This is a genomic window from Streptomyces sp. NPDC048600, from assembly GCF_055587025.1.
In genome coordinates this window covers 60473-80898 of record NZ_JBVJGZ010000033.1, presented here as the reverse complement: position 1 = coordinate 80898, position 20426 = coordinate 60473, and the positions used below count along the sequence as shown (strand labels likewise).

At 72.5% G+C, this 20426-nt stretch carries 17 protein-coding genes; 8 read left to right on the top strand and 9 right to left on the bottom strand.

From position 1 onward, the window contains the following. Positions 1-170: 170 nt before the first annotated feature. On the bottom strand, positions 171-839 hold the full coding sequence (locus ACZ6SQ_RS33100) for a GNAT family N-acetyltransferase (RefSeq protein WP_469568656.1): 669 nt from the start codon (positions 837-839) through the stop codon (positions 171-173). A 181-nt stretch (positions 840-1020) separates the two neighbouring features. Between ACZ6SQ_RS33100 and lon the strand changes: the two genes are divergently transcribed. Next, the gene (gene lon, locus ACZ6SQ_RS33095; RefSeq protein WP_469568654.1) at positions 1021-3435 is read left to right on the top strand and encodes an endopeptidase La; all 2415 of its coding nucleotides are present in this window, start codon (positions 1021-1023) and stop codon (positions 3433-3435) included. A gap of 98 nt (positions 3436-3533) precedes the next feature. Here lon and ACZ6SQ_RS33090 read toward each other — a convergent pair whose 3' ends face one another. Next, positions 3534-4349, bottom strand: a complete 816-nt coding sequence (locus ACZ6SQ_RS33090; protein ID WP_469568652.1) for a lysozyme — start codon at positions 4347-4349, stop codon at positions 3534-3536. A gap of 228 nt (positions 4350-4577) precedes the next feature. Between ACZ6SQ_RS33090 and ACZ6SQ_RS33085 the strand changes: the two genes are divergently transcribed. Next, positions 4578-5069, top strand: coding sequence for a MarR family winged helix-turn-helix transcriptional regulator (locus ACZ6SQ_RS33085; protein WP_469568650.1), 492 nt, complete (start codon positions 4578-4580; stop codon positions 5067-5069). 79 nt (positions 5070-5148) lie between these two features. Here the strand turns inward: ACZ6SQ_RS33085 and ACZ6SQ_RS33080 are convergent, their stop codons facing one another. Further along, entirely contained in the window at positions 5149-5937 is a 789-nt protein-coding gene (locus tag ACZ6SQ_RS33080) for a protein phosphatase 2C domain-containing protein (protein WP_469568648.1), read from the bottom strand. Between the two features lie 381 nt (positions 5938-6318). On the opposite strand from ACZ6SQ_RS33080, the gene ACZ6SQ_RS33075 reads away from it, so the two are divergent. The 5 genes from ACZ6SQ_RS33075 to ACZ6SQ_RS33055 are packed head-to-tail and all read left to right on the top strand — an operon-like array spanning position 6319 to position 12046. Then, entirely contained in the window at positions 6319-9237 is a 2919-nt protein-coding gene (locus ACZ6SQ_RS33075; RefSeq protein WP_469568644.1) for a sensor histidine kinase, read from the top strand. Further along, complete coding sequence (locus tag ACZ6SQ_RS33070; RefSeq protein ID WP_386380937.1) at positions 9234-9737, top strand: roadblock/LC7 domain-containing protein; 504 nt, start codon at positions 9234-9236, stop codon at positions 9735-9737. The genes ACZ6SQ_RS33075 and ACZ6SQ_RS33070 overlap by 4 nt, the downstream gene beginning before the upstream one ends. Further along, entirely contained in the window at positions 9734-10159 is a 426-nt protein-coding gene (locus ACZ6SQ_RS33065) for a DUF742 domain-containing protein (protein WP_469568642.1), read from the top strand. Before ACZ6SQ_RS33070 ends, ACZ6SQ_RS33065 begins: the two co-directional genes overlap by 4 nt. Beyond that, complete coding sequence (locus tag ACZ6SQ_RS33060; RefSeq protein WP_469568640.1) at positions 10140-10784, top strand: GTP-binding protein; 645 nt, start codon at positions 10140-10142, stop codon at positions 10782-10784. The genes ACZ6SQ_RS33065 and ACZ6SQ_RS33060 overlap by 20 nt, the downstream gene beginning before the upstream one ends. Before the next feature lie 14 nt (positions 10785-10798). Continuing rightward, positions 10799-12046, top strand: a complete 1248-nt coding sequence (locus tag ACZ6SQ_RS33055; protein WP_469568638.1) for a styrene monooxygenase/indole monooxygenase family protein — start codon at positions 10799-10801, stop codon at positions 12044-12046. A gap of 52 nt (positions 12047-12098) precedes the next feature. On the opposite strand, the gene ACZ6SQ_RS33050 is transcribed toward ACZ6SQ_RS33055, so the two are convergent. From ACZ6SQ_RS33050 to ACZ6SQ_RS33035, 4 genes are all read right to left on the bottom strand, one after another. Then, complete coding sequence (locus ACZ6SQ_RS33050) at positions 12099-13172, bottom strand: C40 family peptidase (RefSeq protein ID WP_469568635.1); 1074 nt, start codon at positions 13170-13172, stop codon at positions 12099-12101. A 105-nt stretch (positions 13173-13277) separates the two neighbouring features. Next, positions 13278-13583, bottom strand: a complete 306-nt coding sequence (locus ACZ6SQ_RS33045; protein WP_469568633.1) for a hypothetical protein — start codon at positions 13581-13583, stop codon at positions 13278-13280. 10 nt (positions 13584-13593) lie between these two features. After that, positions 13594-14244 carry a TetR/AcrR family transcriptional regulator gene (locus ACZ6SQ_RS33040; RefSeq protein WP_469568629.1) on the bottom strand — a complete coding sequence of 217 codons (651 nt, stop codon included), beginning with the start codon at positions 14242-14244 and terminating at the stop codon, positions 13594-13596. A gap of 111 nt (positions 14245-14355) precedes the next feature. Continuing rightward, positions 14356-15294 (bottom strand): AurF N-oxygenase family protein, encoded by a 939-nt coding sequence (locus ACZ6SQ_RS33035; protein ID WP_386380944.1) that lies wholly within the window; start codon positions 15292-15294, stop codon positions 14356-14358. A gap of 241 nt (positions 15295-15535) precedes the next feature. On the opposite strand from ACZ6SQ_RS33035, the gene ACZ6SQ_RS33030 reads away from it, so the two are divergent. Then, complete coding sequence (locus tag ACZ6SQ_RS33030; protein WP_469568627.1) at positions 15536-17521, top strand: sensor histidine kinase; 1986 nt, start codon at positions 15536-15538, stop codon at positions 17519-17521. 47 nt (positions 17522-17568) lie between these two features. On the opposite strand, the gene ACZ6SQ_RS33025 is transcribed toward ACZ6SQ_RS33030, so the two are convergent. Together ACZ6SQ_RS33025 and ACZ6SQ_RS33020 are read right to left on the bottom strand one after the other, a co-directional pair. After that, positions 17569-19044 (bottom strand): penicillin-binding transpeptidase domain-containing protein, encoded by a 1476-nt coding sequence (locus tag ACZ6SQ_RS33025; protein ID WP_469568624.1) that lies wholly within the window; start codon positions 19042-19044, stop codon positions 17569-17571. After that, positions 19041-20408, bottom strand: coding sequence for an FtsW/RodA/SpoVE family cell cycle protein (locus ACZ6SQ_RS33020; RefSeq protein WP_469568621.1), 1368 nt, complete (start codon positions 20406-20408; stop codon positions 19041-19043). The genes ACZ6SQ_RS33025 and ACZ6SQ_RS33020 overlap by 4 nt, the downstream gene beginning before the upstream one ends. Positions 20409-20426: the final 18 nt, after the last annotated feature.

The window sequence follows — 20426 nt, the reverse complement described above, 5'->3', positions numbered from 1 at the left end:
TGCCTCCCCCAGTGCCTTAAGGGCCTGGGAGGTACCCCCAGGGCGGCACGGGTGGGCGCTGCGGCACCTCGTCGCGCCGAGTTGCGCACCGCCCCGCCCTCAGTCTCCACCGGGCGGTACGTCGCTGACGTCGAGTCGCGCACCGCCCAAGCCTTGGCGAGCGCGCGGCCTCACCGCGGTGCCCCACCCCCCGCTCCAAGGAACCTCGCACTGGTCAAGGACGCCTCCGTGGTCCAGCCCAGGGACTCGTAGAGGGCACGGCCTGCCGGGGTGCCGGCGAGGATCGCCCGGTCGGCGCCCTGGTGCGCGGCGTTGTGCTGGAGCGTGCGCATGATCAGGGAGGCGAGGCCCTTGCGCCGATGGGCGGGGGTCGTCTCGATCTGGTCGGCTACGGCGGTCGGGCCGGTGACCGCGATCTGGCCGCGGGCGGCGAGGGAGCCGTCGGGGGCCGCGATCATCGCCCTGGTCACCCCTGCGGACGTCCAGACGCTGAGCCGGTGGCCGTGGGGGGCCGGTTCGGGTGCCCTTTGCGACTCTTGCAGCGAGGTCGTCATCAGGTAGCCGGGCTCCGGGTCGATCCACCAGTCCGCGCCCAGCCAGGGCCCCGTCTCCGCCGGGTCTCGGAACACCTTGAGCCAGACCCCGGCCCCCGTCACCGACTCAGCCACCTCGCGGACCGTCCGCTCGTCCACGGCGTCGCCCGTCTCGCCGAGGACGTGCCGGGTGACGTGGTCGGGCCGGCCCACGTCGATCGTCCAGCCCCAGGGTTCGGTGACCGGCCCTGCCGCCCCGCGTGACATCACCCAGCCGTCGATCCAGGAGCGGATCGTTCTGTTCATTGTTTCCCCCGGTTGTGCGTAATGGGTGCTTGGTCAGTTTGAGTGTTACTTGTTGTTCAGGGTAGGTGGGGGTGGGGGAGTGGAAGGTGTGATCGCTGAGGGCGAACAGGGGGGTGGGAACATCCGGGGGGCTTCGTGCATTGAGTCGGTGTAACTCAACTTGACTGCCGAAGGGGAGATCATGGCTGCTGAGTCCACACCGCTCGCCCTGCCTGTGCTGCCGCTCGACGACGAGGTGGTGCTGCCCGGGATGGTGGTTCCGCTGGACCTCAATGACACGGATGTACGGGCCGCGGTGGAGGCCGCGCAGGCCGCCGCGCGGAACGAACCCGGGAAGCCCCGGGTGCTCCTGGTGCCGCGGATCGACGGGACGTACGCGGGCACGGGTGTGCTCGGCACCGTGGAACAGGTCGGCCGGCTGGCCGACGGCGACCCGGGCGCGCTGATCCGCGGCCGGGGGCGCGTGAAGATCGGGGCGGGTACGACCGGGCCCGGCCGTGCTCTGTGGGTGGAGGGCACCCGGATCGACGAGCAGGTGCCCGAGCCGCTGCCCGGTCATGTCGGTGAGCTGGTGAAGGAGTACAAGGCCCTCGCCACCACCTGGCTGAAGAAGCGGGGGGCCTGGCAGGTCGTCGACCGGGTCCAGGCCATCGACGACGTCTCCGCCCTCGCCGACAACTCCGGATACTCGCCCTTCCTGTCGATCGAGGAGAAGGTCGAGCTGCTGGAGACCTCCGACCCGGTCGCCCGGCTGAAGCTGGCCACTCAGCAGCTGCGTGACCACCTCGCCGAGCAGGACGTCGCCGAGACCATCGCCAAGGACGTCCAGGAAGGCGTCGACAAGCAGCAGCGCGAGTTCCTGCTGCGCCGACAGCTGGAGGCCGTGCGCAAGGAACTGCGTGAGCTGAACGGCGAGAAGGAGGGCGAGGAGTCCGACGACTACCGCGCCCGGGTCGAGGCCGCCGATCTGCCGGAGAAGGTCCGGGAGGCCGCTCTCAAGGAGGTCGAGAAGCTGGAGCGGTCCAGCGACCAGTCGCCCGAGGGCTCATGGATCAGGACCTGGCTCGACACCGTTCTCGAGCTGCCCTGGAACGAGCGCACCGAGGACGCGTACGACATCCAGGGTGCCAAGGGCGTGCTCGACGCCGAGCATGCCGGTCTGGAGGACGTGAAGGAGCGCATCACCGAGTACCTCGCCGTGCGCAAGCGGCGTGGTGAGCGGGGCCTGGGCGTCGTCGGTGGGCGGCGTGGCGGGGCCGTGCTGGCTCTGGTGGGGCCTCCGGGGGTCGGAAAGACGAGTCTCGGGGAGTCCGTCGCCCATGCGATGGGGCGGAAGTTCGTCCGGGTCGCCCTCGGCGGCGTGCGCGACGAGGCCGAGATCCGTGGGCACCGGCGTACCTATGTGGGTGCGCTGCCCGGGCGGATCGTGCGGGCGATCAAGGAAGCCGGTTCGATGAACCCGGTCGTGCTGCTCGACGAGATCGACAAGGTCGGGTCCGACTTCCGGGGCGACCCGGCCGCGGCCCTGCTGGAGGTGCTGGACCCGGCTCAGAACCACACCTTCCGGGATCACTACCTGGAGGTGGAGCTGGACCTGTCGGACGTCGTCTTCCTCGCCACCGCCAACGTGCTGGAGGCCATCCCCGAGGCCCTGCTCGACCGCATGGAGCTGGTCCGGCTGGACGGCTACACCGAGGACGAGAAGGTCGTCATCGCCCGTGACCACCTGCTACCGCGCCAGCTGGAGCGGGCCGGGCTGAACAAGGACGAGGTGGTCCTGGAGGAGGGCGCGCTGCGCAAGCTGGCCGGGGAGTACACCCGTGAGGCGGGCGTACGCACCCTGGAGCGGTCCGTCGCGCGGCTGCTGCGCAAGGTCGCGGCCCAGCACGAACTGGGCGAGCGGGAGCTGCCGTTCACCATCGGCGAGGGTGATCTGCGCGGTCTGATCGGGCGGCCGCACCATGTGCCGGAGTCGGCGCAGGACCCGGCGGAGCGGCGTACCGCGGTGCCGGGTGTGGCGACCGGGCTGGCGGTCACCGGCGCGGGCGGGGACGTGCTCTTCGTCGAGGCTTCGCTGGCCGACCCGGAGACCGGGGCGGCGGGGCTGACCCTGACCGGTCAGCTGGGTGACGTGATGAAGGAGTCGGCGCAGATCGCGCTGTCCTTCCTGCGCTCCCACGGGGCCGAGCTGGAGCTGCCGGTCGGCGATCTGAAGGACCGCGGGGTGCACATCCACTTCCCCGCGGGCGCGGTCCCGAAGGACGGGCCGAGCGCCGGTGTCACGATGACCACCGCGCTGGCCTCCCTGCTGAGCGGACGGCTCGTGCGGACGGACGTGGCCATGACCGGTGAGGTGTCGCTGACCGGGCGGGTCCTGCCGATCGGCGGGGTGAAGCAGAAGCTGCTCGCCGCCCACCGGTCCGGGGTGACGACCGTCGTCATCCCCAAGCGCAACGAGGCCGACCTGGACGACGTCCCGGCAGAGGTGCTGGACAAGCTCGACGTCCACGCCGTGACCGACGTCCGCCAGGTCCTCGAACTGGCGCTCGCGCCCGCCACCAGCGGTGCGGCGCCCGAGGTTCCCGTGGCGGCGTAGGGGGCACCTCTCAGGCGTTGAGCACTGGGGGAGGTGCCGTGGGAAACAGGAGGAGGCCCGGGTCCCGTGAGGGAGGCCCGGGCCTCCTCCTGCCCGGGTCAGCCCAGCGCCAGCGCCTGGACGCGGTCCAGGGCCCCGTTGAACTTGTTGTGGTCGCCCACCGTGGGGCCGGTGGAGGTGTACTGCCACATCGTCTGGTACGCCCAGCCCGCCGGGAGTTCGCCGACGGCGGTCGCGTAGCGGGCGATCCACAGGGGGTTCACCGCGCCGAAGCCGCCGTAGTTGCCCGTGCACTGCTTCCACCAGCTGGTCGCCGTGTAGACGACCGCGTCGCGGCCGGTGCGGGCCCGGTACTGGTTCAGGAAGTCACGGATCCAGGTGACCATGGCCGAGGCCGTCTTGCCGTAGCAGGCGGCGCCGTACGGGTTCCACTCGATGTCGAGCGCGCCGGGCAGCGTCCTGCCGTCGCGGGACCAGCCGCCGCCGTGGTCGACGAAGTAGTTCGCCTGGGCCGCGCCGCCCGCCGTGTCCGGGGTGGCGAAGTGGTACGCGCCGCGGATCATGCCGACGTTGTACGAGCCGTTGTACTGCTGGGCGAAGTAGGGGTTCTGGTAGTACGTGCCCTCGGTCGCCTTGACGTAGGCCCACTTGACCCCGCTGCTCCACAGGGTCGGCCAGGCGACGTTGCCCTGGTGGCTGCTGACGTCGACGCCCTCGGTCTGGGCGGCCCTGCCGACGGGGGTGCCGCCCTGGCCGTCGTGGGGGATGACGCCCATGCCCATGTGGGCCGAGCCGCGCGGGGGCACGTCGGCCGCGGAGGACGGTGTGGCGAGGAGCAGGGAGAGGACCGCGAGCAGGGCTCCGGCGAGTGTGAGGCGCCTGGAGCGGGTGTTTCCGGGTCTGTGCACGGGCATGGTGATGCCTTTCGAGACTCGGTGGTGCCCGGTGGGGGAGTACTGACCGGCATGGCGTGGGCATGCCAGAATCTGCCTCGTGACGAAGCTACGCACGTAGACCACGGTGAGGGAAGGGCCTCCGGATGCCGCCGTTGGTCTATGCCTGCGAAATACTGGTCGAGCTGCGGCGATGGTCGCCATTGGCGGAAACTTTCAGGATCGGGAAACCGGAGCAGGGGTGCTGACGTGCACGAGCACGCAAACGGCGGCGAGCGCCATGGGGAATCCGCTGCCTCGGCGAGTGGTGTGGACCAGGAGTTCCTCGCCCTCGAACGCGAGCTGACGGTCTTTCTGCGGCGCGCCCGCGCCAACCAGGGCGAGATGGCCCGCGAGGTCCATCCGGACCTGGAGTCATCGGCGTACGGCCTGCTCGTACGGCTCGACGAGAGCGGCGGCCAGCGCGCCACCGACCTGGCCGCGTACATCGGCGTCGGCAAGGCCACCATGTCCCGCCAGCTGCGCGCCCTGGAGGAACTGGGCCTGATCGCCCGCGAACCCGACCCCGCGGACGGCCGCGCCTGGCTGGTCCGTCTCACCGACGAGGGCCGCTCCCGGGTCGGAAGGGTCCGCGAGGCCCGCCGCGCCCGCTACGTCAGCAAGCTCGCCCACTGGGACCGGCGCGAGGTCGCCGAACTCGCCCGGCTGCTCCATCAGCTCAACCGCGGGATGGAGAAGTAGGCGGCCGGGCCTCGGGTGGACCCGGTGGGGGCGGTGCGCCGGCCGGGTGCGGTGACCGGTGCCCTGTGCGGGGCCTCGGTCAGAGTTCCGCGTACACCACCGTCGCGTCGTCGTGCGTCTTGCCGCGGCGCGGGGACGTACGCCGCTCCGCGTCCGCCCGCTCCAGCTCCCGTACGCGTTCCACGAGCGCTCTCGGGCCCTGCTTGCGGAGGTAGGTGAACAGGTCCGTCCAGTCGCCCTCGTGGAACCGCTCGGTCCAGCGGGCCGCCCCGTCGGTGAGCGCGGCCAGCGCGCGGACCTCCGCGCGGGGGAGCGTGCCCGTGACGGCACGGGAGGCCACCGAGGGGTCGGCGGCGGCGGTGAAGAAGCCGCCCTCCTGGTTGCGGGCCCGGGCGTCGGCGACCTCGTCGGAGACCAGCAGATCGCGCGGCAGGCGGTCCAGACGGTCGTCCAGCACCGGGGTGACCGTGCCGTCGGGCGACTCCAGCAGCAGCGCCGAGTCGGAAAGGACCAGGTACTCCAGCGTGTCCACGCTCCAGCGCGTTACGACCACCGTGGCCTGAGGGGTACGGGGGTGAGAAAGGTCACAGGTGTGCGCATGGGCCTCGGCGGTACGCGTGAGGGCACGGGAAAGCGCCTCGGCGAGGGGAACATCCGGGAGTGAAACGGTCAGTTCGGTCAGCGCGCCACCCAGGCGCGCCGTGTACCAGGGGACGGTGTGCAGACACCCCGTGCCGCCCTTCGGCGGTGTCACGCCGTCCAGCACGACCAGCGCACCACCCTGTCCGCAGGCGGGTGTGCCGACACTCGCGAAGTCCTCGTTGGGGCGGGTCCGGTCGCCGGGCTCCGAGACAAGTTCGGTTCGCATCCGGCCAGTCTGCACGAGCCTTTCACGTCCTTCGCAAAAGGCTGGCACGCGGCCGGGAATCGACGCACCGGCGCAGGTCAGGCGCCGGGTTTGGGGTGGAATACCGTACTCCGGCAATGCGTGGTGGCGAATCCTGTCAAAGCCCGCCGTCCACGTCCAACCGGCGCGCGGCACAAGGCCTTCGCGCCGGTCCCGGGAACTTGCCCGCCAACTCCCGTCCGATGTTCACTCCTTCGAGTGGCGGGGCTGGTGATGCGCGACCACTGCCCACCGCCACTGGGAGGGTCTGGAGCCGTAACCCGGTGTGCGCGCACCAGTTGCACCGATTGACGGAGCGTCACCGGGGCCCATGAGTACACGAGTACAGGATTGCGAGCACCGGTGCAGAAGACGCGGCCTCGGCGCACAGGCAGGCAGACGGCCCCCGAAGGAGGACCGGAGCAGCAGCCCGGCACCCCGGTCGGCAAGGGGCGGCCCACCCACGTACGCAACCGGCTGATCGTCGCCGTGACCGTAGTGGCCGCCGCGATCGCCGGAGCGGGAGCGCCTTCCGTGCTCGCCGCCTCGGGCCAGTTGAAGGACACCCAGGATCTGGTGACACTCGCCGGGCAGACCCGGGACGCGCTCACGCTCGCCCACTCGCTCGCGGACGAGCGGGACGAGGTCACCTCGTTCGTCGCGGCGGGACGCCCGAAGGACAAGGCGCCCTCGGAGCAGCGCAGCGCCCGGGTCGACCGGCAGGTGGAGGAGCTGCGCGCCGACACCGACACCCCGCCCGCGCTGCGGGAGGACCTGGACGGCATCGCCGCGCTGCGCAGAGCGGCCCTCACCGGCAAGAGCAGCGCGCTCGAGACGCACGAGGCCTACTCCGCCGCCGTCGCCGAGCTGCACCGCCTCGCCGAGGACCTCGCCGAGCAGCTCCCGCCCCGGGCCGGCTCCGGCACCTACGCCCTCGCCGAGCTGGACTCCGCCGTCCAGCAGGCCGCCGCCGCCCGCGGGCTGTTGCTCGCCGCGCTGGACGTGCCGAGCACCACCGAGACGACCTACGACCCGGTCACGGGCCTGAACGTCGAGGAGCAGGTCTCCACCGACGCCGAGCAGCGCGACGCGCTCACCGCCGCCGCCCAGCTGGCCCGGCTGCGCTCGGACGCCGCTCTCGCCGACTTCCAGGACACGGCCACCGCCAAGGCCCGCTCGTCCTACGAGTCCACGGTCACCGGCCCCGAGGTCAACAACGCCGAGAAGTACCTCGCCAAACTCACCGACGAGCCCACGCTCTCCGACGGCGAACTCCGCACCAGCCCCGACAAGCTCGACGCCGCCCTGTCGGCCCGCGTCGAGACCATGCGCGGCGTGGAGTCCGCCCTCTACAACCAGCGCGTCGAGGACCTCGCCCAGCTGCGCGACGACGACGTCACCGCGCTGGAGATCCGCATCGCGGTCCTGGGCGCCCTGATGCTGCTCGCCGTCGGCATCGCCACCGCCATGGCCCGCACCCTCACCCGCCCGCTCGCCGTCCTGCGCCTCGGCTCCAAGCGGCTGGCCGAGGCGGCGGACCCGGCGGCGGAGGAACCGGTCAGGTTCACCGGCCGCAACGACGAGTTCGCCCAGGTCGTGCGCTCCGTCAACGCGCTGCACGCCCACGCGGCCACGCTCCACGAGCGCATCGCCACCCTGGAGTCCGACCGCAAGCACCTGGTCGGCCAGCGCCAGACCATGGCCGACGCCCGCGAGGGCCTGCGCACCGAACTGGCCGACTCCGCCGCCGCGCTGGAACGGCTGCGCGGCAGCATCGGCTCCACGTTCGTCAACCTCGCCCTGCGCACGCTGGGCCTGGTCGAGCGGCAACTGGCCGTCATCGAGGGCCTGGAGGAGCGCGAGCAGGACCCGGACCGCCTCGCCACGCTGTTCAAGCTGGACCACTTCGCCACGGTCATGCGCCGCCACAGCGAGAACCTCCTCGTCCTCGCCGGCACCGAGCACGTCCAGCAGAGCGCGCACCCCGTCCCGCTCGTCGACGTCGTCCGCGCCGCGGTCAGCGAGATCGAGCGCTACGAGCGGGTCCGGATCGCCGCGCTGCCTCCGCACGCCCATGTGGCGGGCTTCGCCGCGGACGACCTGAGCCATCTGCTCGCCGAACTCATGGAGAACGCCACCTCGTTCTCCCCGCCCGACCTGCCCGTCGAGATCTCCGCCTGGCTGCTGGAGAACGGCGAGGTCATGCTCTCCGTCCAGGACGAGGGCATCGGCATGGCCGACGAGCGCCTGGGCCACCTCAACTCCCGTCTCGCCGAGTTCGACCCGGAGACCCCGTACGACCAGGAGGGCGAGGACGGTCTCGGGCTCGGCCTCTACGTCGTGGCCCGCCTGGCCCACCGCCACGGCATCCGCGTCCAGTTGCGCGACCAGAAGCAGGGCGGTGTCGCGGCGGTCGTCGTCGTACCGACCTCCCTGCTGGCGGCCGCCCCGCACGCGGCGGTGCCCAGCAGCGCCCCCGCCTCCGGCGGCTCCCTCTCCTTCTCCCTGCCGGGCGCGGACGCGGAGGCCAACTCCAACGTCCTGCCCGGCCGGACGGCGGACGGCGGCGACCCGCTGGTGCGGCTGGCGGAGCGGGCCGTGGCGGAGACCGAGGACACAGCCGATACCGCGGATACCGCGGATACCGCGGATACCACTGACACCGCTGACGACGTCGGCACCGCGGAGGACGTGGACGCCGAGGACGCAGGGTCCCGGGAGCCGCTGCCGGAGTCGCCCTCCGAGACGACCATGGAGCTGATGGCGCCGATCGTCCCGCCGGAGGAGCCCGAGCGGCCGTCGGCCCCGGAGGCACGCGCCGAGCGCCCGGCCGCCGAGCCCGCGCCCGCCGAGCCCGTCCCGGCGCCCGCGCCCGCCGAGCCGGCTCAGCAGTCCGTCCCGGCACCCGCGCCCGCGCCCGCGCCCGCGCCGCAGGATCTCGCCGAGCTCCCGGTCACGACACCGGCCCCCGACGAGCCCACCACGCACGAGCGCGTGCCCGACGAGCAGGAGGAGCAGCTCACCGACAAGGGCCTGCCCAAGCGGACCCCGCGGATCAGCGCCCCCGCCCAGGCCCCCCGCCAGCGAGGCACGTCCGTGGACGCCGATGCCCTGCGCCGCCGTCTCGGTGGCTTCCGCCGGGGGGCGGAGGCCGGCTACCGCGACGTACAGGCCGAGATCGCCGAGCACACCGTCCGGACGACAACCTCTGCCGCAGGAACCGCACGAGAAGCACAAGCCGATGAAGCCACGGGGGGCACAGTCGAGGAGGCAAGCAGTTGACCGCGCCCAGTACCTTCGGTCTGAGCAGTGAGGCCCGCAATCTGCACTGGCTGCTGACCAACCTGGTCGAGGAGGTGCCCGGCATCCTCTCCGTCGCCGTGGTCTCCTCCGACGGACTCCTGCTGCTCTCCTCCGACCCGGGGAGGGTGGAGGCGGCCCGCCAGGTGTCCGAGGGCAGGCCCTCCGGCCCGCGGGGTTCCTCCGCCGACCTGGCCACCGTCGTCTCCGGCATCGGCAGCCTCACCGTCGGCGCCGCCCGGCTGATGGACTTCGGCGGCGTCAAGCACACCATGGTCGCCATGGAGGAGGGCAGCCTCTTCGTGATGTCGATCAGCGACGGCTCCCTGCTCGGTGTGCACGGCTCCGCGGACTGCGACATGAGCGTGGTGGCCTACCACATGGCTCTCTTCGTGGGCCGCGCCGGACATGTGCTGACCCCCGAGCTCCGCAACGAGCTGCGCAAGTCCCTGGAGTCCGAGACCGCCGGGAGTGCCCGATGACCGCGGACGTCCCGCGCACCCGCCTCCCGGTCCGCGGCGGCGACCGCAAACCCGCGCGCGTGCGCCCCTACTCGCTGACCGGCGGCCGCACCCGCTTCGGCCATGTGCTGCTCGTCGAGACGTTCGTCGCGAGCACGGCCGCGCTGGAGGCGCCGCCGGAGCGCAGGGAACTGACGAACAGCTCCCTCAGCACCCGGGTCATGCCCGAGCTGCGGGCCATCGTCGAACTGTGCCGCCGTATGCGCACGGTGGCCGAGATCGCCGCGCTGCTGAAGATGCCGCTGGGCGTGGTCCGCGTGCTGCTGAGCGACCTCGCGGACCAGGGAAAGATCCGGGTGTACGGCACCGGTACCGGCCACGGCACGGGCCGGCCGGACCGCGCACTGCTCGAAAGGGTGCTGAGTGGACTCCGTCGTCTCTGACGTCGCCTCCTCCTTGGGCGTCGCCCCTCTCGTCGACGAGGACGAGAACCTGAAATCCTGGCAGACGGACCGCACCCGCGCCCCCATAGCCACCAAGATAGTCGTGGCCGGCGGCTTCGGCGTCGGCAAGACCACCCTCGTCACCGCCGTCTCGGAGATCACGCCCCTGCAGACCGAGGCGCTGATGACCGAGGCGAGCGAGGACACGGACGACCTCAGCGCCACGCCCGGCAAGCTCAGCACCACCGTGGCGATGGACTTCGGCCGGATCACGCTCGACGACGACCTGGTGCTCTACCTGTTCGGCACGCCGGGCCAGCAGCGGTTCTGGTTCATGTGGGACGACCTGGTGCGCGGCGCGATCGGCGCGGTCGTGCTCGCCGACACCCGGCGGCTGAAGGACTGCTTCCCCGCGCTCGACTACTTCGAGAGCTGCGGCATGCCGTACGTCGTCGCCGTCAACCACTTCGACGGCACCGAGCTGTTCGAACCGCAGGACGTGCGCGAGGCCCTCACCATCCCTCCGCACGTACCTGTCATGATCATGGACGCCCGGCGCCGGATCTCGGCGATCGAGACCCTTCTGGCCCTCGTCGGCCACGCGCTCGACGAAACCCCCGAGTAGGAGACAGCACCCGCATGCGGAAGATACTCGTCGTCGGAGCCGGTCAGTCCGGCCTCCAGCTCGCCCTCGGCCTCCAGTCGCACGGGTACGAGGTCACCCTGATGTCCAACCGGACCGCGGACGAGATCCGGTCCGGCCGGGTGATGTCGACGCAGTGCATGTTCCACACGGCGCTCCAGCACGAGCGTGATCTGGAGCTGAACTTCTGGGAGTCCCAGGCCCCGAGGATCGAGGGCCTCGGCGTCTCGGTGGCCGCCCCCGGCTCCTTCGACCCCGGGCCCTCGCAGCGCGCGATCGACTGGGTCGGCAAGCTCGACGGGTACGCGCAGTCGGTCGACCAGCGGGTGAAGATGTCCGGCTGGATGGAGACCTTCGCCCAGCGCGGCGGCCAGCTGGTCATCCATGGCGCCGCCGTCTCCGACCTCGACTACTTCTCCCGCGCCTACGACCTCGTCCTGGTCTCGGCGGGCAAGGGCGAGCTGGTCCAGATGTTCGGCCGGGACGCCTCGCGCTCCCCGTACACCGAGCCGCAGCGCGCCCTCGCGGTCGCCTACGTCCACGGGCTCGGGCCGCGCCCCGAGCACCCCGAGTACGACGCGGTGCGCTGCAACCTCGTCCCCGGGGTCGGCGAGCTGTTCGTCATGCCCACCCTCACCAACTCCGGGCGGGCCGACATCCTCTTCTGGGAGGGCGTGCCCGGCGGCCCGCTGGACGCCTTCCAGGGCGTCAAGGACCCCGCGGAGCACCTCTCCCTGACCCTGGAACTCATGGAGAAGTTCCTGCCGTGGGAGTACGCGCGGGCCACGAAGGTCGAACTGACCGACGCCGGTGGCACGTTGGCCGGGCGCTACGCCCCCACCGTGCGCAACCCCGTCGGCCGGCTGCCGGGTGGCGGGCTGGTGCTGGGTGTCGCCGACGTCGTCGTGGCGAACGACCCGATCACCGGGCAGGGTTCCAACTCCGCGTCCAAGTGCGCCGCCGCGTATCTCGCGGCGATCCTGGAGCACGGGGAGAAGGAGTTCGACGAGGAGTGGATGCGGGGGGCGTTCGAGCGGTACTGGTCGACCGCGCAGCATGTGGTGAAGTGGACCAACGCGATGCTGGCGCCGCCGCCGGAGCATGTGCTGAACCTGATCGGGGCCGCCGGGCAGATTCCGGCTGCCGCCGACCGGTTCGCCAACGGGTTCAACGATCCGGCGGACTTCGAGAACTTCTTCTATGAGCCGGAGAGGACCGGGGCGTATCTGGCGTCCCTGGGCTGAGGGCGGTTGGGGGCAGCGGGGGTTGTGGGTGTTCGCGCAGTTCCCCGCGCCCCTAAAGAGGGTTCGTCTGTTGGTCCTGGGGTGTTACCGCGCCGAGGATCGGGAGGGTGGCGATCGGGGCCACTGTGATGCGTTCGCCTGTGCGTGGGGCGTGGACGATCATGCCTGCGCCCAGGTAGAGGGCCACGTGGGTGGCGTCGGGGTGGTAGACGACCAGGTCGCCGGGGCGCAGGGCGCTCAGGGGGATGTGGGGGAGGCCGGCCCACTGTTCCTGGCTGGTGCGGGGGATGGGGGTGCCCGCGCTCGCCCAGGCCTCGGAGGTCAGGCCCGAGCAGTCGTACGTGCCCGGGCCCTCGGCGCCCCATTCGTACGGCTTGCCGATCTGCTGCACGGCGTACCGCAGGGCCGCGTCGCCCGCCCGGGTGGGCTCCGGGGGAGCGGTGCCGGGCGCCCCCGGGGCGGACATCACCTGCTGCTGCGCCCTGTCGATGTCCCGCTTCTCGAAGTCGGCCAGGGCGGCGAGCTGTTCGGGCGTGAGGGAGGCGAGGAGTTCCTCCACGTCGTTCAGGCGGCCGGTCACGTCGTCGCGCTGCTTCCTGCTGTCGGCGGCGAGGGTGAGCCGGCGGTCCAGCGCCTCGCGTGCCTTGCGGGCCAGCTCGTCGGCCCTGCGCTCGGTGCCGGTGAGGCGGCCGACCGTCTCGGCGCGGCCGCGGGCGAGGCGGCCGATCACATGGCCCTGGTCGAGCGCCTGCTGAGGGTCGCGGGCCAGCAGCAGCCGTACGTACGGCGAGATGTCGGTGCTGTTCTGGTACTGCTGGCGGGCCAGCCGTCCGGCGGCGCCCCGGCTGTCGTGCAGGGAGAGCCGGGCGCGGGCCAGTTCGCCGTCGAGCCGGGTGACCTCGGCGCGCTGCCGCTTCAGCCGTTCCTCGGTGGCGTTGTAGGTCTCGGTCGCCTTCTCGGCCTCCTGGTACAGCCGCCTGAGGTCCGTCAGCAGCTCGGCCACCGGGCGGTCCGCGACGACGGGGTCCGGCTCCGGGGCGGCCGCCGCGGGGGCGGCCACGAGGACGGCCTGGGCCGCCACCGCCACCGCGGCCGTACACACCAGTCGCAGAAGCCTTCCTGACACGTCATCACCTCCGGTGCGTGGGGAGCGGTCTCGCTCCGCACCGCGAGCATGGGACGGGTCTTCGGGGGTTCGCGCGCCGGGTGTCGGCGAGGCGGCGCAATGCCGTCACCCGTGGGTGTCGTCCGGTTTGCCGCCCGGCGTGGCGTGTGGCTTCGACCAGGGCCACCTCCGCCGGCCGCCGCCCAGGTCGCCCTGCGGGTCGTAGGTGTACTTCCAGCGGTCGCGCAGCCCGACGGGCCGGCCCTCGCGGCGCGGTACGCGCCGGTAGACCAGCACGGTCGGGCTGCCTCCGGCCCGGTCGGGCACGGGGACGCGGTACGTCTTGGGCGGGTGCCCGGTCATGCCGAGCAGGACCGGCAGCACGCGGCCGTCCAGCGGCCCGCCCTCGAACGGGGTGTCTTCGCTCTTCACGGCTCAAGTGTCAGGCATCGGGACTGCTGAGCGCGGCCACGATCGCCGCGGTGCGCGCGTCCCTGCGGGCGGTCACCGTGAGCATCGCGAAGAACTGCTCGACGAGCCAGTCCCGCAGCTCCTGGGCGGTCGGCTGCTTGCCCTCGTCGAGCCAGATCAGCGAGGCCGCCTCCACGGCCGTGATCCAGGTGCGCACGGTCATCCGCAGCCGGGGCCCGGGGTCGGTGGCCCGCAGATGGCTGAGGATGTGCTCGGCCGCGGTGCGCCGTACGCCGTCCACGATGGCGGTCGTACGGGAGGTCTCCACCACGCTGCCGCCCTGGAGCAGCGCGCTGAACCCGGCGTCGTGCTCGTCGACGAACGCCAGATAGCGGTCCAGGGCGCGGGCGAGCCGGGGCGGGGTCGGGCCGACGCGGGGCTCGTCGAAGCAGTTCTGGAGCTCCTCGGCGGCGGACCGCAGCGCGGCCTCGTACAGCTGCTGCTTGCCGCCCGGGAAGTACCGGTACACCAGCGGCCGGGACACCCCCGCCACCTCCGCCACGTCGTCCAGCGAGACGTCCTCGGGCGCGCGGTGCGCGAAGAGGGAGAGTGCCGCCTCGAGGAGCTGGCTTCGGCGTTCCTCGACGCTGAGGCGGCGGTAGGCGGGCGCGGAGGGGGTCATGGGTGCAGGGTAGCCGCCAGGGTGTGACGCACGTCGCCGGACGAAAGCGGCCCCCGGCCCCGGTGGGCGGGGACCGGCCACCGGGACCGGTCTCCCGCCCGACCCCACCGCTCAGGCCAGCAGCCCCGACGACTTCCACAGCCGCCGGCCTGCGCCCCTGAGCACGCCGATGTCGTCCAGGAAGTCGGTCAGCCGCCTGGCCCCGTTCTGCATGACCTCGCGGCGGTGTCCGCTGGCCTTGACCTGGGCCATGGCCTCCCGCCTGTCCAGGCCGACGTTCGTATAGACCTCGGGGTTCACGAAGGCCACGGAGAACACCCGGGCGAACTCCCCGGAGGTGACGCGGGTGAACTCCTGGGACCAGCGGGGAGCCGTCAGCATTTGGCGGCGCAGCTCCTCACGGGCGTAGCGCACATGCCGGGCCTCCTCCACGACGTGGATGCGGGTGACGCCGCGCACCAGCGTCTGGACCCGCTCGTCGGGGAACGTCAGGCGCTGCATCCAGTCCAGGACCTCCTCGCCGAGCAGGGTGGCGGTGAAGGAGCCGGGCGTGGTGGAGATCGTCTTGAACAGCCGGCCGAGGTTCTGGTGGGCCCGGCTGACCGGGTACCAGGGGGTGCCGCCGCGGCTGATCAGCCGGGCGAACATCTTGGAGTGCCGGCACTCGTCCTCGATCTCGGTGAGGGCGTAGCGGACGTGGGCGCTCGTGGCGGCCTTGTCGTAGATGTGGCGGCACAGCAGCTGCATCAGGATGATCTCGAACCAGATGCCTAGCGAGGCCAGCGCGGCGGCCTCGTGCTGGGAGAGCAGGATCCGCTGCTCCTCGCTCATCCGCTTCCACATCGGAGTGCCGTACAGCGACACCAGCTCCGGCGGCCAGAACCACTTGCCCTCCTCGAAGGGCGCGTCCCAGTCCAGTTCCTTGTCGGGGTCGAAGGAGTGCTTGGCGGAGGAGGCGAGCAGCCGCTCGGCCACCTGCTCCCGGTCCTTCAGCAGACCGAGCGCGTCGCGCAGCCCGTCGAGCGCGTCGGCTTCCGTCAGGGTCGTCATGGCTGATCCACCTCGTCGTACGGGGGCATGGCGGTTACCCGCCGGTCAGAAGTCTTATGAGACTCCTTGTCAGCAAGGCCGTCAATCCCCCGCGCACGAACTCGTGCGCCCGGCCCCGCACCGGTACGCACCCACATGTCCTCTTTCACAGCCCGCCCGGCCGCCGGGTGAGAGCGAGTGCACAGGCGTCTTACGACCGGGAAACCGGACCCTGACCGGCCCGCTCGTAGCCTCGTGGCGCATGACGGGGAACGTTATGACCGCCCTGCGGTCCACTGCCCTAAAGCCGCCCGCCCTTCCCGGCTGGAACTCCATCCGCGGCCGCGTGACCATCGTCCTGGCCGTCCCGACCTGCCTGCTGCTCACCCTCGTCGGCCTCGGTGTCGCCGACCGCGCCGCCGCCTGGTCCGCCGCCCGCGGGACCGAGACCCATGTCGGGGTCCTGCTCCGCGTGCAGGACCTCGTCCGCGAGGTGCAGCGCGAGCGCGGACTCACCAACGGGCTGCTCGGCGGCGCCGAGGAGTACCGCGACGACGTGGCGGCCCAGCGCGACCGCACCGACCAGGCCCGGCGGACGCTGCGCGACCTGCTGCTGGAGGAGGGCGACGACCTGCCCGGCGCCGCCGTGTCCGCCCTGCGCGCCGCCGAGGTTCCGCTCGCCGCCCTCACCTCCACCCGGACCGCCGTGGACACCGGCACCGCCGACCGCACCGCCACCCTGCGCGGCTACACCACGGCCGTCACCGCCCTCATCGACGCCGAGTCCGCCGGGGTCACCGACGGCGACCGGGGCATCGCCCGGGGCGCGCAGGCGCTCCAGGCGCTCGCCCGGGCCACCGAGGCCGTCGCCCTCGAACGCGGCTCCCTCAACGGGGTGTTCGCCGCGGGCCGGTTCCGCTCCGGCGAGTACCTCGACTTCACCGAGGTGCGCGCCACCCGTGTCGCCGCCCTCTCCCAGTTCCGCCAGCTCGCGGGCCGCTCGCAGGAGTCCGCGCTCGACGACGCCTTCGCCGGCGCCGCCGCCCGGCGCGTCACCGACTACGAGACCCGGGCCGAGCGCGGGGCCGACGGCTCCGACCTGGACGTCGACCCCGCCCGGTGGTGGGCGGACATGACGACCCTCGTCGACGATCTGCACGCGGTGCAGAAGGACATCGGCGACGATGTCCGGGACCGAGCCGCGGACACCGGTTCCGCCGCCACCGGTGAGCTCTACGCCTTCCTCGCCCTCGGCGCCCTGATCCTCGCCGTCGTCGCCGCGCTGGCCGTCGTCTCGGCCCGCTCCATCACCCGGCCGCTGGGCGCCCTCGCCGACGAGGCCGACGCGGTGGCCGGCTCCCGGCTGCCCGACGCCGTGCGCCAGATCCAGGAGGCCGCGCCCGACGGCACCCGGCCCGCCCGGCCCGATCGCTCCGAACTCCCGGGCGCCGCACGGGAGATCAGCCGCCTGGCCGCCGCCCTGCGCAACGTCGAGCACACCGCCGTCGGCCTCGCCGCCGAACAGGCCGTGCTGCGGCGCACCAGCACCCAGTCCCTGGCCGGCCTCGGCCGCCGCAACCAGAGCCTGCTCACCCGCCAGCTCGGCCTGATCACCACCCTGGAGAGCCAGGAGCTCGACCCGGGCGCCCTCGCCGAGCTGTTCGAACTCGACCACCTCGCCACCCGTATGCGCCGCAACGCCGAGTCGCTGCTCGTCCTGGCGGGCGAGGAGTCCCCGGCCCGCTCCTGGAAGGGCACCGTCGCCGTCACCGACGTGGTGCGCTCGGCCGTGTCGGAGGTCGAGCAGTACCAGCGGGTGCTGGCCGCCGACGTCGAGCAGTGCGGCATCCGCGGGCACTGCGTCGCCGAGCTGTCCCATCTCCTCGCCGAACTGGTCGAGAACGCCCTGGTGTTCAGCCCGCCCGCGCAGCCCGTGGAGGTCTACGGCTGGCGCGACGCGGGCGAGTACTGCCTCGCCGTCGTCGACCGCGGCCCCGGGATGCCCCCGGCGCGCATGGCCGAGGCCAACGAGGCGCTCTCCGGCCGCGGCGGCGCCCCGCACACCGTCCTCGGCCCCCGCCGCACCGGCGCCGCCCTCACCCTCGGCCACCATGTCGTGGGCGCCCTCGCCTCCCGCCTCGGCGCCCAGGTGGAACTGCGGCCCACCCAGGGCACGGGCGTGAGCGCCTTCGTGGCCCTGCCGGCCGCACTGGTGCGGGAACTCCCCTCCCGGGCCGCCACGGTGTGACCCCGCCCGACACCTCGCCGGACCGGGAAACCGGGCCCCAGCCGCGGTCAACCCGTCCGGTCCGGCGAGGAGTTCAGCACCTCCTCCATCACCGCCCGCGCGATCGGCGCCGCCATACCGCCGCCCGTGATGTGCTCCCGCTCCACCGACCCGTCCTCCACCACCACCGCGACCGCAACCCTCGGCTCCGGATCCCGATCGCCCTGCGCCCAGGACACGAACCAGGCGTACGGCGTACCGGAGTTGCCGATCCCGTGCTGGGCCGTACCGGTCTTGCCGCCCACGACCGCCCCCGGGATCGCCGCGTTGGTGCCGGTGCCCTCCTCCACCACGTCCCGCATCAGCTCCCGCAGCCGTACCGCCGTCGCCGGGTGCATCGCCTGGCGCACCGGCTGCGCCCCCGGCCCGGCGACCGTCGTGCCGTCGGCCCTGGTCCTCCTGTCCACCAGATACGGCGTCCGCACCTGACCCCCGTTCGCCACCGCCGCCGCCACCATCGCCATCTGCAGGGGTGTGGCCCGCGTGTTGTACTGCCCGATCGACGAGAGCGCCAGCTGCGCCTTGTCGACCGTGGTGTCGAAGGTGCTCGTGGCCGCCGCGAACGGGATGCGCAGCTCGGTGTCGTTGAACCCGAACGCCGTCGCCGTCGCCGTCATCCGCTCCACGCCCACCGCCGCCCCGAGCCGGGCGAACACCGTGTTGCAGGACCACATGAACGCCACCCGCAGCGGCGCGTCCGCACAGCCCTCCGACTCGTTCGTCAGCGACGTCGTCGTCCCCGGCAGGGTGTACGGGTCGGGCGAGTCGGTCGCCTCGTCGACGTCCGTGACCACCCCCGCGTCCAGCGCGGCCGCCGCGGTGACCACCTTGAACGTCGACCCGGGCGGATAGGTCTGCCCCACCGCCCGGTTCAGCATCGGCTTCTCCCGGTCCCCGTTCAGCCGCGCCCACGCCCTCGTCGCGTCGGGCCCGTTGCCCGAGAGCACCGCCGGGTCGTACGACGGCGTCGACACCAGCGCCAGGATCCGCCCGGTCGCCGGCTCGACCGCCGCCACCGCGCCCTTGCGCCCGCCCAGCCCGTCGTACGCCGCCCGCTGCGCCGCGTCGTTCAGCGTCGTCACCACGTCGCCGCCCGGAGTGCGCGCCCGCGTCAGCTCGTTCCACAGCGGGAACGGCGTCAGCATCGGGTCCGTGCCGGACAGCACCGGGTCCTCGGAGTGCTCCAGCAGGCTCGTGCCGTATTTCTGCGAGGCGAAACCGGTCACCGGGGCGTACAACGGGCCGTCCTCGTAGGTGCGTTCGTGTCGCAGCTGCTCCTGGGTGTCCACGGAGCCGGTGACCGGACGGCCGCCGACCAGGATGTCGCCGCGCGGCTCGGCGTAACGGGCGATGACCGCACGCCGGTTGGCCGGACTGTCGTCGTAGCGCCGGGCCTGGACCACCTGGAGCCGGGTGGCGTTGACCAGCAGCGCCACCAGCAGCAGCGAGCAGAACACGGCGGCGTGCCGGATGTAGCGGGTCATACGGCGGCCCGCCCGTCGTACTGGCGGCGGGCCGAGTCGCTGATCCTGATCAGCAGTGCGGTGATCGCCCAGTTGGTGACCACCGAGGAGCCGCCCTGCGCGAGGAACGGCATCGCCATGCCGGTCAGCGGGATCAGTCCGGTCACCCCGCCCGCGATGACGAACACCTGGAGCGCCACGATCGAGGCCAGCCCCACGGCGAGCAGCCGCCCGAACGGGTCCCGCAGCGCGAGCCCGGCCCGGTAGCCGCGCTCCACCAGCAGGCCGTACAGCAGGAAGACCGCGGACAGTCCGGCCAGGCCCAGCTCCTCCCCGGCGGTCGCCAGGATGAAGTCCGACTTGGCGGCGAAGCCGATCAGCACGGAGTGCCCGAGGCCGAGGCCGGTGCCGAGGATGCCGCCCGCGGCGAAGGCGAACAGCGACTGGGAGAGCTGGTTGGGCCCCTGGCCCGCCTCGATGGAGGCGAACGGGTGCAGCCAGTCCTCGATCCTGCTGTGCACATGCGGCTCCAGCCAGCCCACCGCCGCCGCGCCGAGCGCCGCCAGCAGCAGGCCGACCGCGATCCAGCCGGTGCGGCCGGTGGCGACGTAGAGCATGACCACGAACAGGCCGAAGAACAGCAGCGAGGTCCCCAGGTCGCGCTCCAGGACCAGCACCCCGACGCTCAGCAGCCAGATGGTGACGATCGGCCCCAGTACCCGCCCGGTCGGCAGCTGCACGAACCACACCCGTCGGCCCGCGTACGCCAGCGCGCTGCGGTTGGCGGCCAGGTACGCGGCGAAGAACACCGCGAGCAGCACCTTCGCGAACTCGCCCGGCTGGATGGAGAACCCGGCGATCCGGATCCAGATACGGGCACCGTTGACGGCGGGGAAGAGGATCGGCAGCACGAGCAGCCCGAGGGCGGCGGCCACGCAGACGTACGCGTAGCGCTGGAGCACCCGGTGGTCGCGCAGGACCGCGACGACGACGATGAACAGCCCCACCCCGAGCGTGGACCACACCAGCTGGGTGAGCGCGGCCCCGTCACCCGGCGTCTCCAGGTCCAGCCGGTAGATCAGCACCAGGCCCAGCCCGTTGAGCAGCACCGCGATCGGCAGCAGCAGCGGATCGGCGTACGGGGCGCGCAGCCGCACCGCGAGATGCGCCAGCAGGGCGAGCACGCCGAGCCCGGCGCCGTAACCGGCGGCGCCGGGCGGGACGGTGCCGGTCCTGGCCAGGCCCACGGCGCAGTAGCCGTACACCGCGAGCAGGACCGCGAGGACGATGAGGGCGAGTTCGACGCCCCGGCGCCGAGGGAGGCGCACCGCCGGAGCGGGCGCGTCCGCAGCCGTCGCGACGGTTCCGGTTCCGGCCTTCGTCATGTCCGGAACTTACCCAAA